The organism is Alicyclobacillus sp. ALC3, from assembly GCF_028751195.1.
In the GTDB taxonomy this organism is placed as follows: Bacteria; Bacillota; Bacilli; order Alicyclobacillales; family Alicyclobacillaceae; genus Alicyclobacillus_L.
This window is the reverse complement of the sequence record NZ_CP066784.1, coordinates 1443741-1460380: the sequence shown is the minus strand read 5'-3', so window position 1 is coordinate 1460380 and position 16640 is coordinate 1443741. Positions and strand designations below refer to the sequence as shown.

At 53.5% G+C, this 16640-nt stretch carries 13 protein-coding genes, 1 pseudogene and 2 other annotated features; of the genes and pseudogenes, 7 read left to right on the top strand and 7 right to left on the bottom strand.

Annotated features, from left to right (window positions below; translation table 11 throughout):
• Positions 1-215 precede the first annotated feature (215 nt).
• The 4 genes and pseudogenes from JC200_RS06950 to JC200_RS06935 all read right to left on the bottom strand — a co-directional run.
• Positions 216-1436, bottom strand: coding sequence for an IS256 family transposase (locus tag JC200_RS06950; protein ID WP_274435513.1), 1221 nt, complete (start codon positions 1434-1436; stop codon positions 216-218).
• Between the two features lie 157 nt (positions 1437-1593).
• Complete coding sequence (locus JC200_RS06945; protein WP_274435512.1) at positions 1594-2970, bottom strand: peptidase G2 autoproteolytic cleavage domain-containing protein; 1377 nt, start codon at positions 2968-2970, stop codon at positions 1594-1596.
• A gap of 912 nt (positions 2971-3882) precedes the next feature.
• Entirely contained in the window at positions 3883-4407 is a 525-nt protein-coding gene (locus JC200_RS06940; protein ID WP_274435511.1) for a cysteine hydrolase family protein, read from the bottom strand.
• Positions 4408-4563: 156 nt separating this feature from the next.
• Positions 4564-4980: pseudogene (locus tag JC200_RS06935) on the bottom strand (MerR family transcriptional regulator); the annotation flags it as partial.
• A gap of 94 nt (positions 4981-5074) precedes the next feature.
• Here JC200_RS06935 and JC200_RS06930 point away from each other — a divergent pair.
• The 5 genes from JC200_RS06930 to JC200_RS06910 all read left to right on the top strand — a co-directional run bounded on the left by JC200_RS06930 (position 5075) and on the right by JC200_RS06910 (position 12246).
• A complete protein-coding gene (locus JC200_RS06930) occupies positions 5075-5917 on the top strand; it encodes an SDR family oxidoreductase (RefSeq protein ID WP_274435510.1) in 843 nt (280 codons plus the stop codon).
• A 145-nt stretch (positions 5918-6062) separates the two neighbouring features.
• Positions 6063-6299 (top strand) — a binding site (T-box leader).
• Positions 6300-6355: 56 nt separating this feature from the next.
• Positions 6356-6608: a binding site (T-box leader), on the top strand.
• A 140-nt stretch (positions 6609-6748) separates the two neighbouring features.
• Entirely contained in the window at positions 6749-8497 is a 1749-nt protein-coding gene (locus tag JC200_RS06925; RefSeq protein WP_274436485.1) for a 2-isopropylmalate synthase, read from the top strand.
• A gap of 516 nt (positions 8498-9013) precedes the next feature.
• Positions 9014-9652 carry a succinate dehydrogenase/fumarate reductase transmembrane subunit gene (locus JC200_RS06920; protein ID WP_274435509.1) on the top strand — a complete coding sequence of 213 codons (639 nt, stop codon included), beginning with the start codon at positions 9014-9016 and terminating at the stop codon, positions 9650-9652.
• Positions 9649-11496 carry a fumarate reductase flavoprotein subunit gene (locus JC200_RS06915; RefSeq protein WP_274435507.1) on the top strand — a complete coding sequence of 616 codons (1848 nt, stop codon included), beginning with the start codon at positions 9649-9651 and terminating at the stop codon, positions 11494-11496. Before JC200_RS06920 ends, JC200_RS06915 begins: the two co-directional genes overlap by 4 nt.
• 18 nt (positions 11497-11514) lie before the next feature.
• Positions 11515-12246, top strand: a complete 732-nt coding sequence (locus JC200_RS06910) for a fumarate reductase iron-sulfur subunit (RefSeq protein ID WP_274435505.1) — start codon at positions 11515-11517, stop codon at positions 12244-12246.
• Positions 12247-12517: 271 nt separating this feature from the next.
• Here JC200_RS06910 and JC200_RS06905 read toward each other — a convergent pair whose 3' ends face one another.
• The gene (locus JC200_RS06905) at positions 12518-13183 is read right to left on the bottom strand and encodes a response regulator (protein ID WP_274435504.1); all 666 of its coding nucleotides are present in this window, start codon (positions 13181-13183) and stop codon (positions 12518-12520) included.
• A gap of 6 nt (positions 13184-13189) precedes the next feature.
• Complete coding sequence (locus JC200_RS06900) at positions 13190-14401, bottom strand: sensor histidine kinase (RefSeq protein ID WP_274435503.1); 1212 nt, start codon at positions 14399-14401, stop codon at positions 13190-13192.
• A 182-nt stretch (positions 14402-14583) separates the two neighbouring features.
• Here JC200_RS06900 and JC200_RS06895 point away from each other — a divergent pair, with 182 nt between their 5' ends.
• On the top strand, positions 14584-15114 hold the full coding sequence (locus JC200_RS06895) for a hypothetical protein (protein WP_274435502.1): 531 nt from the start codon (positions 14584-14586) through the stop codon (positions 15112-15114).
• A 19-nt stretch (positions 15115-15133) separates the two neighbouring features.
• The gene (locus JC200_RS06890; RefSeq protein WP_274435501.1) at positions 15134-15427 is read left to right on the top strand and encodes a 4Fe-4S dicluster domain-containing protein; all 294 of its coding nucleotides are present in this window, start codon (positions 15134-15136) and stop codon (positions 15425-15427) included.
• A gap of 193 nt (positions 15428-15620) precedes the next feature.
• On the opposite strand, the gene JC200_RS06885 is transcribed toward JC200_RS06890, so the two are convergent.
• On the bottom strand, positions 15621-16322 hold the full coding sequence (locus JC200_RS06885; RefSeq protein WP_274435500.1) for a hypothetical protein: 702 nt from the start codon (positions 16320-16322) through the stop codon (positions 15621-15623).
• Between the last annotated feature and the right edge of the window lie 318 nt (positions 16323-16640).

The following is a 16640-nucleotide window of genomic DNA, read 5'->3' as shown; positions in this document are numbered from 1 at the left end:
TTAGTAGAGTGAATGCGAAGTGGATTCGTCTCGAAATAGCGAACTTCGCATTTCTCACGAGTCCAGTCAGTTTGAGTTTCATCATAGCGTAGGTCGAAATTGGAGCAAGCACAAAGAACCCGCAAGCTTTGTGACGTGAAGGATTGCGGGCGTTTGTCGAATGAATATCCGGTGGGTCTGTCAAGAGTTTTGTGTAAACCCCGGTTTGGAATCCTTCAGCGGATGTAGGGGTCAATCCGTTCTCCGAAATAGATGGAGAGTTGGCTGAGGATGGGGCCCCAGTTCTGAATTCGCATCGTCCATTTTTTTGTGACTTCCATCGTAGCCAGGTATAGCATCTTGAGGAGAGACTCGTCCGTTGGGAAAATGCTCTTGCCCTTGGTGACCTTTCGTAGTTGCCTATGGTAGCTCTCAATCATGTTCGTGGTGTAAATCAGTTTGCGCATCTCTGTGGGGTAGCAGAAGAAGGTAGAGAGCTCGTCCCAGTTGTTGCGCCAAGAGCGAATGACCATTGGGTACTTTGCGCCCCAGGCCTCTTCAAAGCGGTCCAGTTCGGCCCTTGCTGCTTCCTCGGTGCTGGCTTTGTAAACCGGCTTGAGTGCAGCGGTGACTGCCTTGTAATCCTTGTACGACACGTATTTGAGCGAATTGCGAATCTGGTGCACCACGCACTTTTGAATGTCCGTTTTCGGGTAGCAAGCGGCGATGGCTTCACTGAAGCCAGTCAAGTTATCCACAGAGACGATAAGAATGTCCTCTACGCCACGGCCCTTAAGTTCGTTCAGCACAGTGAGCCAAAACTTCGAGGATTCGTTTTCTCCGACCCACATGCCCAGCACATCTTTACAGCCTTCTAAATCGATGCCTATCACCATGTATGACGCCTTGTTGACCACCCGACCTTCCTGTTTCACCTTGTAGTGGATCGCATCCAGAAACACGGCGGCGTATACCGTTTGCAACGGTCGATGCTGCCATTCTTTGATGAGGGGCAACAACTTGTCTGTGATGTTGGAAATGAGCGTTGGGGAAACCTCCACGCCGTACAGGTGCTGCAGATGCGACTGGATGTCCCGTGTGCTTACACCCCGTGCATACAAGGCAATGACTTGCTCTTCGACGCCGGTCGTTTTCGTTTGGTGCTTCTTGACGATTTCAGGTTCAAACTCACCCTGACGGTCTCTGGGGATGGCGAGTTCCACCTCGCCATATTCGGACATCAGCGTCTTACGACTATGCCCATTACGGCTGTTTTCCGTCGCTTTATTCTTCACGTCGTGTTTCCCATAGCCCAGTTCGGTCTCGAGTTCGGCCTCCAACATTCCCTGCATCGTACTTGCGAACAGGTCACGCAGGGCGGATTGCACATCCTCCGCTGACTTGAGATTGTTTTCTTGAATAAACTGCTGCAGAAATTCCTTGGATACCTTCGTCATCTTCATATCCTCCCAATCTTGTACTCCCCTATAGGGACTGGGAGTTTACACAAAAGATCTTACACCCTCTATCCGGTTGTGCTTCTTGAAGGTGCATTCGTAAATAAGGTGTTCCGTTCTATCTACGGACCCTGCCTCTTCAACATGGTCATCTGCGTTAAGAATGTAAAATCCTTTGCTTCGCAATTTCAAATTCATCGTCCGTTAGAACGCCTTGCTCTTTCAATTTCAGCAACTGCTCTAATTGGTCAACTAGACTTAGTTGTAAGGTTGAGCTCACCAAGACCAACACCTGATTAGAATCCGCTCGGTCTAAAACTCGATACCCTGTGTTAGCACTTGTTGCGACCCCATCGTCATTGGCTTTACAATACCCGCCTATTTCACACGTCCCATCATCATGACCCAGTAGCTGCCCTAATAAGCCGACAGGAACCCATTCGGGGCGCTTTGAACGAGGAACATACTGCTTGGCAGCGTCATACTCAGGATTTACGATTTTTTGCGTGTCGGTATGCCCAGGTACAATTTCTCTACCTTGTTTATCCATTACCGGGGGCACGACGACTTCGTGGAATAACCAGCGCCCCCACTTGTCTTTCTGCCACTTGTCCTTCCACTCCAACTCGGCGGCCGCGCCTAAAACACCGGGTGTCGCACTCGTAACGCCTAAAACGTACACGTCCTGCGAGTTTGCTTTGCGAATTTTCTTACCCTCAATCGTGACGAAATACCCAACATCGATAGGGTTTCCGTCCACTGTTTCAAACATCTCCGCGTAATCCGCAGTCCCTGTCACCCAACCATGCGTAGCAATGCCCTGAGCGAGCGTGCCATCAATTCTTGCTGCAAGACCCGCGACTAGGGGTGTTCCATTACCAAGGTGCCAGGAGTAAGTCGAATCGGCGTTGCCATATTGCCCCATAATGTGAGCGCCATCCTGCCCATTCGTACTAGTTCCGTTGCCCTCTGCATGAGAATACAATGCGTTAGCGATGGTGTGTCCACCTTCCGCGTGCGCAATTGCTATAGTAGCCTGAGTGAATTGTCCTTCGGAATGGGAGCCAAATCCACTTGAGGTGGTACTATAGCCTTCTGCGTGAGCAGCTACAGAATCAGCCGTAGAAGAAAAACCTTCTGCGTGGGCAGCATTACCATTGACCGTTGTTACTGACAAGAAACCTTCAACATGAGAAGATGCTCCGTTTGCTTGGGTCTGTTGTCCCTCCGCATGAGCGTATGTCGCTGATGCCGTAGTAATCGTCCCTGAACCTTCTACATGTGAGAAGGAGGCATCCGCTATAGGAGCAGCTATGGAATTGGCAGTATCAGCTCCTCCTTCCGCATGAGAGAAGTCACCTAGTGCCAGTGGACCGATAGCCACAGCGACATTGCTTGTGCCACCTTCTGCGTGAGCAGCAAAGCCCCCGGCGGTTGTTCCGATTCCTTCTGCATGAGAACTCGCACCACTGGCCGTGGTGGGTGCTAAATTTGACGCCGGATCGGTTGCACCTCCCTCAGCGTGACTTGCCACTCCACTAGCTGTATTTCCATCTCCTTCAACGTGAGAAGATACTCCGCTTGCGATGGTATTCAGACCTTCTGCATGGGATTGATCACTTTGTGCTTGTGTGCCACTTCCCTCCGCATGAGCACCTGACCCGGTTGTCGCGGTCCCACTAATAGTTCCCGCCTTTGTACTTATGCCCTCAGCATGTGAAAAGTCTCCGTATGCCTGTGGGCCGGGAGCCAATGTGACATCCGTTGTGCCACCTTCTGTGTGGGACGCGTACCCGCTCGCGTTGGTGTTCACGCCTTCTGCATGAGCGCTGGGTCCCCAAGCGGATGTCGCTGCGGAATTTCCTTGTGGATCTATACCGCCACCTTCGCTATGAGAAGCGAATCCAATCGCGAACGAATTGTATCCTTCGGAATGAGATGCTTCTCCAATGGCTCGCCCATACTGGCCCTCCGCGTGAGCTGCGATGCCATTCGCTTCGGTACCGCCGCCTTCCGAATGCGCGGCCAAGCCATTCGTTTGGCTGCTACTTCCCTCGCTATGAGAAGCGATTCCATTTGTTGTGGTAAATTGTCCTTCTGCATGGGAAGAGTCCCCATTGGCTGTAGTATGAAAGCCTTCTGCTGTGGAGCATGTCCCAATCGCGTTTTGACCGCAGTTGTCCGCCATTAAATCAGACCCTTTCGGTTAATTTGTGGTAATGTATTCACTTGTCCTATGGCAGGTGCAGGCGAATGAGTATGCGATGGGTGTGTAGAGCATAGAACGGGTCAACAGACTATGATGGTCCTATGCTCCAAGCGTAGACACGAACACAACGAAGTGAGCATGTAGGCACAGCAAGACGACTTGAGGAGGAGACGTGATGAAACAATATGACGAGGAATTCAAACTTCAGATTGTTTCGCAACGTGCCATGCGGACACGTTAGAACTCAACATCACGTGCTACTTTTACTGTCGCGAAGGAACGGAAACTCGCATTGTACTGGTCAATGATCTCCTGTGCCGACAGGTCTCCTTGGTTCCACGTACTATGGGTGTCACCGGCAATAATCACGTCATATCCCAGTTCGTGCGCACGACGACTAGTTGCGTCTACGCATACATCAGTCTGCATTCCGGCGACAACGATTGTTCTGATGCGTCTCTTAGTCAATTCATCGTGCAATGCGGTTTCGTGAAATGCGTCAGGAGTGAATTTCTGAATGATCAGGTCTTCTTTCAGAGGACTAATGGAAGGATGTATGTGCCAGCCGGAAGTGCCCGTCTCAAGAGGTTCTCCAGTACCTTCGTTGTGCTGGACATATATCACAGGAATTTTGGTAGACCGTGCTCTACTAATAAGATTGTGAGTCTGCTCCAACAAGCGATCTCCTGCGTAAACAGGGTCCGTTTCCGCGAACATGCCAACTTGTACATCGATTACAATCAGGACAGTATCAACGCTCATTATCCATGTCACTCCCGGGATATGTCATATTGACACCACCCACAATACAGAACATACGTTCTTGTGTCAAAGCAACGCCAGCGGAGAGTCACGTTGGTAACTATTTCGGCGTGCTACCGATCTAGACAAATCCGTTCGACTGATTTCCATTCATTGTTACATATTCAACTGGCGTTCGAGCAAAGCGCTGTTCTTTTCATCACTATCCATCAATCCCATTCTGTACTCCAACATCCAGCGCAGTGTGCTGAGCATGTGATCCAACTCATCCTTCCTTTGTTCAACCTCCTTCATCTTTTGGACAATCCACTCAATGATGTCTAGATTGCTCCGCGAATTGGAGTCAATATCCTGTAAGATGCCCTTCAACTCAGCGAGAGAACAGCCTATTCCTTGAAACTTTTTGATGAGTCTCAGACGGTCGAGAGCCTCGTCCGTATAGTTGCGATAGTTATTCTCCTCTCTCTGCACATGCCGACTGTCCAGCAGTCCCTCTTTCTCGTAATAGCGAACAGTGTAGGCTGTTAGCCCCGTCCTCTTAGCCAACTCTCGAATCTTCACGGAATCACGCTCCTCAAAGTACTTGCATTAGAGTTCACTCTATAGTTTACACTCCAATTATTCAAGCATCACTACAACAACTCGATATGTTGAGGAGGACGTCAAGATGCGTGTTTTTGTCACAGGAGCAGCGGGCTACATCGGTTCTGCCGTCGTTCGGGAACTCATGGAAGCTGGTCATCAGGTGGTCGGGCTGACTCATTCAGACAATGGTGCTGCTGCATTAAAGAAAGCAGGTGCACAAGTACACCGCGGCCACCTTGATGACCTTGACAGCCTCCGAAGCGGGGCCGCAACCGCGGACGGCATCATTCACCTCGCATTCAAACACGATTTCTCGGACTTCGCTGCTTCGCTAGCCAGCGATTTACGCGCCGTGGAGGCGATGGGTGCGGCGGTCGAAGGCTCGGGGAAACCATTCATTACAACAGCTCACGCAAACGGGGAGGCATCCGACAACGCAGTGATTGCGCTAGCGAAGCGTGGGGTCAGGTCATCGGTTATATTTCTTCCACCTACCGTACATGGCGAGGGTGACAAAGGCTTCCTGCCGATACTGATTCAAATCGCCCGCACGACGGGCGTCTCTGCCTACATCGGGGACGGATCCAATCGTTGGCCAGCTGTGCACCGACTCGATGCTGCACACCTCTTTCGACTTGCGTTGGAAAATGTGCCAGCTGGGACGCTGCTATACGGCCGAGCCGAAGAAGGGGTTCCATTTCGAGACATTGCCAATGCTATCGGTAAGCACCTCAACCTACCAGTGGTTAGCGTGACCCGAGAAGAGGCGCAGACGCACTTCGGCTTTCTCGGCACACTAGCCGCGCTCGACATACCGAGCGTGCTGCCGGGGGCGAGTGAACAAACTCGAAAACTGTTGAACTGGAGTCCCGTGCAGCCCGGTCTTATCACCGATCTCGACAGCGGCCATTATTTCAGCGACTAAGAGCATCGGATGTGGGGGGGGGTCAGACCCACACAGTGCCTAGAGATCGAACTGCGAGATGGATTCGCCCGCTACACCTTGAACTCCTTGACTGCTCGAGCTAATCGTGCTACCGTCAAGACACCAAACATTCATGAAGTTTCAGATAAACGCTGTGAACGGGAGCATTAGGGGAAATTCACTTGCCAGAGAGCTGCGGGGTGGTGCGACGCAGTATGTGAATTCCTGAACCTCGCCCGGGAGCGGCCAGGCGGAAGAAGGGTACGCCTGGACGATTGACCATCGTTAGTCGGTTGCGCAGATTTCTGCGGCAGAGGTGGATCCGATTTCTCGGGTCAACAAGAGTGGTAACGCGGTTGGTGAATGACCAGTCGTCTCTTATGAGGCGGTGGTCTGTTTTTGTGTCATGGGCCTTTCTCCTTTGATTTCTCACAAATGAAAAACACGGTGATGGGGATACGCGAAATTTGAGCTTGCACAGAGAGCTGCGGGACGGTGCGACGCAGTGAAGTTCGATTTCGAAGCTCGCCCCGGAGTGATTGGACTGAACGGTTCTCCAGAACTGAGTAGGTCCAAGCGTCTAACCCGCGTTATTGGGTCGCAACATCTGTCTGTTGCACTGAGTTGGGCTTGGTATAACCAAGCCAACGAGGGTGGTACCGCGTTCGGCTACAGGTCGATCGTCCCTTGAGGATGATCGACCTATTCTGTTTTCAAAGGCCAATTCGACACTAGACATTCTTCGGAAGCAAGCGCGCAGGGCATCTGCGCAAACGAAATGATTTGGAGGGATAAGAGATGACAGAAAGCTACGAAGGAGCGACGCCCGGCATGAAAAACCACAGGAAGTATGCAAGAGAGTACTTTGTACCGCCGGTTCAGAGCTTCAACTGGACCCGCAAGGAACATATCACCGAAGCCCCGATGTGGTGTTCCGTGGACCTGCGCGATGGAAACCAGGCGCTCATCGTACCTATGAGCCTAGAGGAGAAACTGGAGTATTTTCAACTGCTTGTGGGCATCGGATTCAAGGAAATCGAGGTCGGCTTCCCCGCGGCGTCGGACACAGAGTACGCCTTTTTGCGGGCGTTGATTGAGAACGACCTAGTTCCTGACGACGTGACGATTCAGGTCCTGACGCAGTCGCGCGACCACATCATCGAAAAAACGTTTGAAGCACTGACAGGTGCGAAGAAAGCGATTGTTCATCTGTACAACTCCACTTCTCGGGCGCAACGTGAACAGGTATTCAGAAAATCCCGGGAAGAAATCATCGAGGTCGCGGTCAGCGGAGCCGAGTTAGTGCGTTCATGCGCAGCGCAAACGGTGGGGAACTTTCAGTTTCAGTATTCGCCGGAAAGCTTCACTGGTACGGAGATGGATTTTGCCCTGGAGATATGCAACCGCGTACTGGATGTGTGGCGGCCGTCTGCGGACAACAAGGTCATTATCAATCTCCCGGCCACTGTGTCCATGTCCATGCCGCACGTGTATGCTAGTCAAATTGAGTACATGAGTGAGCATTTGAATGACCGAGACGACGTTGTACTCTCCGTACATCCGCACAACGACCGTGGAACCGGTGTCGCCGATGCAGAACTCGCCGTTCTCGCCGGCGCACAGCGGGTAGAAGGAACACTCTTTGGCAATGGGGAGCGCACCGGCAACGTCGACGTCGTCACGCTCGCCCTCAACCTGTTCTCGCACGGTGTCGACCCCAGGTTGAACCTGGAGAACATTCCGGTGATTCGCGCGAAACACGAGCGACTGACCAACATGAAAGTGGGGCAGAGACACCCGTATGCGGGAGAGTTGGTGTTCACGGCATTTTCGGGATCACACCAGGATGCGATTGCAAAAGGGATGAAGTGGCGCGAAGAAGGGGAACGTCCGTACTGGTCCGTACCGTACTTGCTCATCGACCCCAAGGACATTGGCAGAGAATACGAAGGGGACATCATCCGCATTAACAGCCAGTCTGGAAAGGGTGGGATTGGCTACATCCTTGAACAACACTATGGGTTTCAACTACCTGCGCAACTGCGTGAAGAACTCGGTTATCTGGTCAAGGGTGTGTCAGACCGTCTGCACAAAGAGCTCATGCCGCGTGAAGTCTACGGGATTTTTGCCGAAGCATTTGTCAACCTGGACAGTCCGATTGAGTTCGTGGACTGTACCCTCATCAGACAGGACAATTACCAAACGGCGGTTACGGTCCGGATTGACGGAGAAGTAAAGGAACTGATAGCAACGGGCAATGGGCGGTTGGACGCCATCAGCAATGCGATGTCGCACAATTTAGGTATGTCGTATGCAAACTTGGAATATACGGAGCACGCTTTAAGCGTCGGTTCCGAATCACAAGCCGTTTCCTACATCGCCATCACGGATGAGACTGGAAGGAAGTTCTGGGGGTGCGGAATCGATGCAGACATCATGACCTCATCGATCAAGGCTTTGTTCAGCGCCGTCAATAGAATGAGCCAATATGCTGAGCCGTTTCGACTGAACGACCGGGGAGAAACTGCTGTAGGCCTAGAACGGGTTATCTCCGGTAGCGGCGTTCCATCGACAAAGTAAATCTCCGGTGCGAGACGTCAGCGGTTCAACCTGAAACACAATCTCTTGTGCTGGCTGAGTCAGGCTGTCACGGACACTTGGAGAACATCCAGGTGTCCGTCTTCCAACCTGTCTTTTTTCGTATAGTTATCAGTATTTTTAGAATAGAACTCTCATATGAGTACATGGGGATGACTTCACATCAATCCCATAGTGTGTTCCTGCGATGGTCGCCTCACGCGGCTTGGGTGTAGTCGTTGGTGTGATGTGCCACGACAATTCACTTCGAATTGATCTCGGAGACAAGGAAGAGAGAGTCGCTTCGTCTGCAGTGCCTCAATGACAGTCCTTGGAGAGAGGAAGAGAGGTCAATGAAGGTGTCTAGTTGCTGTGGCGCCCCAATTGTCGTCGAGGTTCGGTCGGATGTGCCGAACTGCACAGATGACGAGTATGACCTGCGGGTGTCTTTCCCCGTGTGCTCGAAGTGTGGGGCGGTCATCGTGGACTATCTCTACCCTCAAGGAGGCGAAAACAAAGGTGCAGCTTCAGAAGGCACTGGCCTACACCCCTCGCACTGATGCTATCACCGAAACGCTGCAGATGGTCAGCGGGCTCCTCTTGGTTGTTTTTTTGTGGATGCATATGGTGTTCGTCGCTTCCATCTGGCTAGGGTCGAATGCGTTTAATGTGCTGGCTCACTTTATGGAGCGGTTTGGACTGCTCCCGCTCGCCATCGTTTTTCTTATCCTCGTTGGTGGGACGCACATCGGCGCTGTACTGCGGCGCATGCCGAAGCAGTACTCGGAACAGAAGATGATTTGGAAGCATGCCAAACTCATCCACCACGGCGACACCTGGTCATGGCTGTTTCAGTCCATCACAGGCAGCGCCATTTTGCTGTTGGCGGTTACGCATGTTGCCATCGTGTCGTTTGCCGGGATCAACGCGAACCTGAGCTCGCTACGCGTCGCCAATCCGGGTTTTCTCATCTTCTACGCCGTGCTGTTGCTGCTTTCTGAGTACCACGCCAGCGTTGGCGTGTACCGCATTTTTGTGAAGTGGGGCTTTGTCAATCGGTACAGCATGAAGCGTGTTCTGGAAGTGTTGAGCGTTCTGTTTGTCATCATCGGCGGCATTTCGCTTGCAATCCTGTACATGTTGGGGGCATCGAAATGACGAGCAGCCACAGGGGTCACGATATGTTCATGACAGACGTCCTCGTCATCGGAGCGGGCCTCGCAGGGGAGCGAGCCGCCATTGAATCGGCCGCGAACGGCCTAAATGTCATTCTTCTGAGTCTGGTTCCACCACGCCGATCCCACAGTTCTGCCGCACAGGGGGGGATGCAGGCTGCTCTTGGGAACACGGCAATGGGCAAAGGTGACAGTTCGGATATTCACTTCCTCGACACGGTGAAAGGTTCCGACTGGGGCTGTGAACAGGATGTTGCGCGTCTGTTCGCGGAGACCGCACCGATTGTGATGCGGGAGATGGCCCACTGGGGCGTGCCATGGAGTCGGGTCACGACGGACAAACGCATCTACGACGGCAAGGAAATTCATGAGGATCCCGCCAAAGTCGGCCTCATCGCCGCCCGCAACTTCGGCGGCACTGCGAAGTGGCGCACCTGCTATACGGCGGATGGCACTGGGCACACCGTGCTCTACACGATGGACAGCATGGTGATGAAGTATGGGATTACAGTGCACGACCGCGTCGAAGCGCTCAGCCTGATTCAGGACGGCGACACCTGCTACGGCGCGGTGGTGCGTTGCCTGCGCACAGGTGAATTGCGCGTCTATACGGCCAAGTCGACAGTCATCGCAACGGGCGGGTACGGCCGCCTGTACGGCGCGTCGACTAACGCTGTCATCAACGAGGGGTCTGGCATGTCCGTCGCGCTCGACACCGGCGTTGTCCCGCTTGGCAACATGGAGGCCGTGCAGTTTCATCCAACCGGCATTGTGCCGTCGTGGATTCTCATCACGGAGGGAGCCCGCGGTGACGGTGGCTACCTGCTCGACAAGAACGAGTATCGATTTATGCCGGACTACGAGCCGAACAAGAAGGAACTCGCCTCACGTGACGTGGTGGCTCGGCGGATGATGCAGCACATCCGCGCCGGCTTTGGCGTCGAGAGTCCGTACGGAGAACACCTGTGGCTCGACATCCGCCATCTCGGCGCGAAGCATATCAACACCAACCTGCGCGAGATTGCGAACATCTGCCGGCAGTTCAACGGGATTGACCCAGTGACAGAGTTGATTCCGGTGCGACCCACACAGCACTACAGCATGGGTGGCATCCGTACGAACATCAACGGCCAGGCGTACGGGTTGAACAACCTCTACGCGCTCGGAGAAGCTGCGTGCTGGGACTTGCACGGTTTCAACCGCCTCGGTGGCAACTCGCTGGCAGAGACTGTTGTCGCGGGGAAAATCATTGGCGAGAAGATCGCTGAGTATACGAAGGACGTGTCGTTGAATGTCTCGACGAGACTGCTTGATGACCACCTACAGACGCAGCAAAACCGCATCGACCGGCTGCAGCAGTCCAACGGGCAACCCGGCGCGGAGAATGTGTACGAGCTGAAACGGCAGATGGAGAACACGCTTTCTCAGAACGTCGGGATCTTTCGCACCGAAGGTCCGCTACAAGATGCGGTCACCGAACTGCGCGAACTGCACGAACGTGCACAGAACATCGGCTTGCGCGGAATGGGCCGCGGTGCCGACCCAGAACTCGGCCTCGCTCTGCGCTTACCTGGCATGATTCGCCTCGCGATCTGCATCGCTAAAGGCGCCCTGGAACGTCAAGAGAGTCGAGGCAGCCACTTCCGCGAGGACTTCCCAAAACGGGACGACGCGAACTGGCTCAAGCGCACTCTGGCTTACTGGCCGGAAGACGCTGCCGAGCCGGAGTTGCAATATGAGACGGTGACCATCACGGAACTTCCACCTGGCGACCGCGGCTACGGGGAAGCCAGTGCAACCTCCAAGTCTGCACCGAAGCCATCGTAAACGAGAGGGGGTACGCTCATGGCAGAGCGATCGCTGACGTTTCGAATCATGCGGTATGACCCGGACATGCCAGACGTCAAGCCGCACTTGCAGGACTTTACGTTAAAAGAGGAGCCTGGCATGACACTGTTTGTCGTGCTCAACCAGCTACGGGAAGAGCAGGACCCCACGCTTCGCTTTGATTTCGTCTGTCGAGCGTCGATCTGTGGGTCGTGCGGCATGCTAGTCAACGGACGCCCGTCCCTTGCGTGCAAAACACTGACGAAGGACCTGTCGAACATCACGACGCTCCTGCCGCTGCCTGTGTTTAAACTGCTTGGTGACCTGTCAGTTGACACCGGTGTGTGGTTTCGTGAGATGTCGATGCGAACCGAGGCGTGGGTGCACAACGATGACCCGTTTGACGCGACTGCCGAGGAGGGGCGAATGGAGAACGAGACAGCGCTGAAGATTTACGAAGCCGAGCGCTGCATCGAGTGCGGTTGCTGTATCGGTGGCTGCGCGACGGCGAACCTGAAACCGGATTTCATCGGTGCGGCCGGCATTAACCGGGTGGCCCGCTTCATGGTCGACCCGCGCGACAAACGGTCAGAGCTAGAATACTTTGAGGTCGTCGGCAGTGAAGACGGTGTGTTCGGATGCATCGGCCTGATGGCTTGCGACGACAACTGTCCGATTGGTGTGCCGCTGCGCGGTCAGCTTGCATTCGTTCGCCGCAAGATGGCTGCGGTCGGTTGGAAGATGCGCTAGATAGTAAGGTGACGCTTCGCCTTCAGACAGCGGAAAGGCACTCACCTTGGAGTGCCTTTTTCAGTGCGGCGGAAGCAGAGCGGTTCACGGATAGATGGCCGAGACTTGGATAAGGGGAGCAATGGGCTCACCATTGTGGCCGAACTGATAGGTCATGTGCTCTTTGTTCAATATGGAGAATTTATCAAACGCGCCGTAACACCCTTTGCTTTAGCTAGCCTTTAGGCATGGGGAGTGAACACCTAACGTGGTGTCAGATGACTTCAAAATCTCAATCCACTAGCCCGTTGCGGATGGCTAAGACAACGGCCTGGGTTCTATCATCCACGCTAAGTTTCTGCAAAATGTGATGGACATGGGTCTTCACGGTACCGTCCGTTAAATACAGAGCACTGGCGATCTCACTGTTTTTTCGCCCGTAGGCCATCAATTGCAACACCTGTGTCTCCCGTTCTGTGAGCGGATCGTCCAACGAAAAACCAGCGTCCAGCTCCTGTCCCTCCGGCGTACTAACCACCTTGGCCAATGCTTCTGCCGCGTTCACGCTGTGATAGATGGCGGAACCTCGATATGCCAGGCGAATCTGCGCCAGGAGGTCCTGACCGTCGGTGTCTTTGAGCAAATAGCCGACGGCTCCAGCACGAATGCCGTCGAAAACGTACTCGGTCACATCGAACGTGGTGAGCAAAACCACCTTCGCATCAGGTAATTGCTCGACGATCGATTGCGTTGCCTCGATGCCCGACTTGCCAGGCATCTGCACATCCATCAGGATAATATCCGGCAAAGTCTGCAAAGCTGCCTGAACGACTTGGTTACCATCTTCCGCTTCCGCCACCACCGTCATATCTTCCTGGCTGTTCAATATGTATCGTAACCCTTGACGAATCAGAGATTGATCGTCCGCCAACAGGATGCGAATTTGCGATGCGCCCATGTTCCATTACCTCCATCCACTGCGGGGATTTCCCTCTCCTCCAAGCTCGTCAGTTAAGGGAACCATCACGGACACAGTTAGTCCGTGCGGCGCTCGGACGCCCCATTCGCACTTTCCGCCAGCTGAGGCAGCACGCTCGGACATCCCTCTGAATCCAAAACCCGGCTGCAACGGGGGAACTCCTCGGTAAATGCCATCGTCTGACACGCTGAGTGTGATAACTTCACCTCGCTCTGTCACATTGACCCAGACATTCCCCGCTTCGGCATAGCGCAATACATTGGTCAGGCACTCTTGTAGGATGCGATACAACACCACACTAATGGAAAGGGGCCAGTCGGATTCCTGACCGTCGGCAAGGAAGTGGATTTGCAAGTGAGACTGTGCAACCACTTGCGATACCAGCCCACGCAACGCCGCTGCGCCGAGCCCAAATTCATCGTCTGCCATTTCTCCGACGGTTTTGCGCACCTCGTTGAGACCTGACCGTGCGATCTGTAGCATCCTTGGAACCTCAGCGGCGGCGGCATGGGGATCGCCAGGAAGCATGTATTGCAGCGCCTGCAACTGAACGATCAGCGTGGTCAGGTTGTGACCGACTACGTCATGGACCTCGCGCGCGATTCGGGACCGCTCTGACAGCGCCGCATATCGGACGGATTCCACGGATGACCGCTCCAACTCACGATGCGCACGTTGGAGTTCCCCATGCGCTGCGTTCAGTTCCTCCAAGTGCTGTTCGCGCAATTGCTCGCCTACGTTGCGACCGCGAACGAAGGCGTAAATTCCCGCTAAACCAAACAGCGTTCCCCAGGGAAAGACCGCTCCGTAAGAAGCTATGATAGTGACCACGGAACACGCCGCGGCGAGCACGAGCGACTGCAGCGTCTGCGATTGAGGAAGGGACGCCAGCAGGGCGACCATTGGCAATATCAGAAGACTTGTGTCGACATCCATCGTGACATGGACATAGACCGCCATCGTGCAGATGATTGTCGCGGATGCGACCAGGGCGGGCAGGTTCCGCATGATTCGAGAATTCCAGATCATGAGTAAATAATACAAGACGACCGCAAGCGCCAAACCCAGTATCCAGTGGTCCTTACTGTGAAATTGTTCGTAAAAAAATGCCACGAGTACGCCCGATCCGATCAGGCGGATCGGCCAGAGATTCATCCTGTTTTGCAGACTTTTCGATAATCCAGAAGCCAAGTTCATACTCAAACCCCTCTGCCACGCTATCGACAGAATTCCAGTCGAAGGGCACGGTCTCCTGCCTTCAGGTTTCCCAATCTATCTGTAGATAGAGCCGCAACGAAGTGGAAATCCATCCGCGTGTGGACGATGCTGGTGTCAAAACGTATTACGATGACACCACAACAGGTCTTGGAGGGATTAAATTGACAAGTTCAAGCTGGGTGATTATCGGGATTTTCCTAGCCATGGTACTGTTTACACAACTCGGGTGGCGTAAGGTCACCGGGTTCAGCCTGATCCGACCCTACATTGCAGTCATCATTGTTTCGGCAGTTTATCTGCGCAATTTCCCGACAAGTGGAAATGATGTCGTCGCCATCCTTGTCAGCGCAGCTGTCGGCGCACTCTTTGGCTGGCTGATGGTACTGTCTACACGCATGCAGATTGGGGAAGATGGCAAAGCGAAAGTCTGGTGTGGTCCGTGGTACCTGTTACTGTGGCTGGCTGCGCTGGGGATCCGCGTTGTTATCGCCTATGCAGCGACATCCTGGTACCCCAAACAATTTGTGCACTTCATGCTGAATCATCACCTGTCGTTCACGGTGGTTGCTCCGGTTTTTCTGCTCATGACGATTGTAATGATTGCTGTGCGATCCGTGGGCATGTGGCCGCAACTGCGTAAAGTTCGCGGGCAGTCGACAAAGCTGGGAAACACTGCGGCAAGAACGTCTTGACAGCCGGAGTGACGCGCGGATGCCCGAGCGCTGCATCGAGTGCGGCTGCTGTATCGGTGGCTGCGCGACGGCGAACCTGAAGCCGGATTTCATCGGTGCGGCCGGCATTAACCGGGTGGCCCGCTTCATGGTCGACCCGCGAGACAAACGGTCAGAGCTAGAATACTTTGAGGTCGTCGGCAGTGAAGACGGTGTGTTCGGATGCATCGGCCTGATGGCTTGCGACGACAACTGTCCGATTGGTGTGCCGCTGCGCGGTCAGCTTGCATTCGTTCGCCGCAAGATGGCTGCGGTCGGTTGGAAGATGCGCTAGACAGCAAGGTCACGCTTCGCCTTCAGACAGCGGAAAGGCACTCACCTTGGAGTGCCTTTTTCAGTGCAGAGGAAGCAGAGCGGTTCACGGATAGATGGCCGAGACTTGGATAAGGGGTGCCATGGGCTATTCGTGGTTTTGCCATAATGCGGAGCACCTCTGAGTTTCCTATGTATGACTGCTGCAGACGGTTTCAGTGATACTGATACTGAATCTCACCATTGTGGCCGAACCGATATGGCATGTGCTCTTTGTCCAATATGGAGATTAAGATGGACTGTTCTGTCGTTTGGTTAACATCGAATTTCTCAATGAGTTGTTGCACCGTTTGCCATTCTGATGGAGCATGGTTGATTTTGTATGCCTGAACCTGTTGCAAGACAGATTCCATGATTTGAATTTGCCCGAGTTCGTAGTTCTGTAGGGGCTCAAGGACGGTGAGGTTCGTTACTGTGGTCTGTTTCATCGAATTCAATCTCGCTGTCGCCTGGTCGAAAATTTTTACCGATATGTTGTTCAGATTGCTGGGACTTAAGAAGGGCTGCACAAGAGGGCCTAACGCTTGGTCGATGCTTTTTGATGCCTGTATGTAGTCGTTCACTTCTCGCTGCGTATTTGTGCCGAGTGCGTTGCTAGTCGGGGTAGTTCCTAGAGAAGCGACAGAGGACGGACCGATTTTCGGTACATGTGGTCGAATCCAGGTTGATACGGCGAACAAGTTCCACAAGATAATGAGGAAGGCAACTATCCCTCCACCACCTACGAACAATGACTTTCGATGCCTTCTAGGACGATAGTTCTCATAGCGATAGCTGAGAGGTTCTACACCTGCCAGTTGATTTTCCTTTTCTATCTGCTTCATCCTTTTCCGAAACTCTCGTTGTTGTCTGTTCAACAAGTTTCTCCACCTACTATTCTCATTCCTAAGTTCGACAGTCCGCTTGGAAGAATTAAAGCAAACTTCACTCACATTGGTCAATATTTACACATTGTTTCGGTGCCTTCTGTGCCTAGGACGCATGAAGGACCGCGGAGGGAGTATGGGTTACTGGTGAATGGGGGTGTATCCTATTGAGCCCAAACTAAGGGAGCCGATCGCGAGGGGAGCTGAAGAAATGCGGCTGCATGCCTCCGACCGGACGGACAACGAACTCCAATGGGGCTAGGGATCGACAAACACACTGACAACTGGGGCCAGCATTCATCGGTGAGG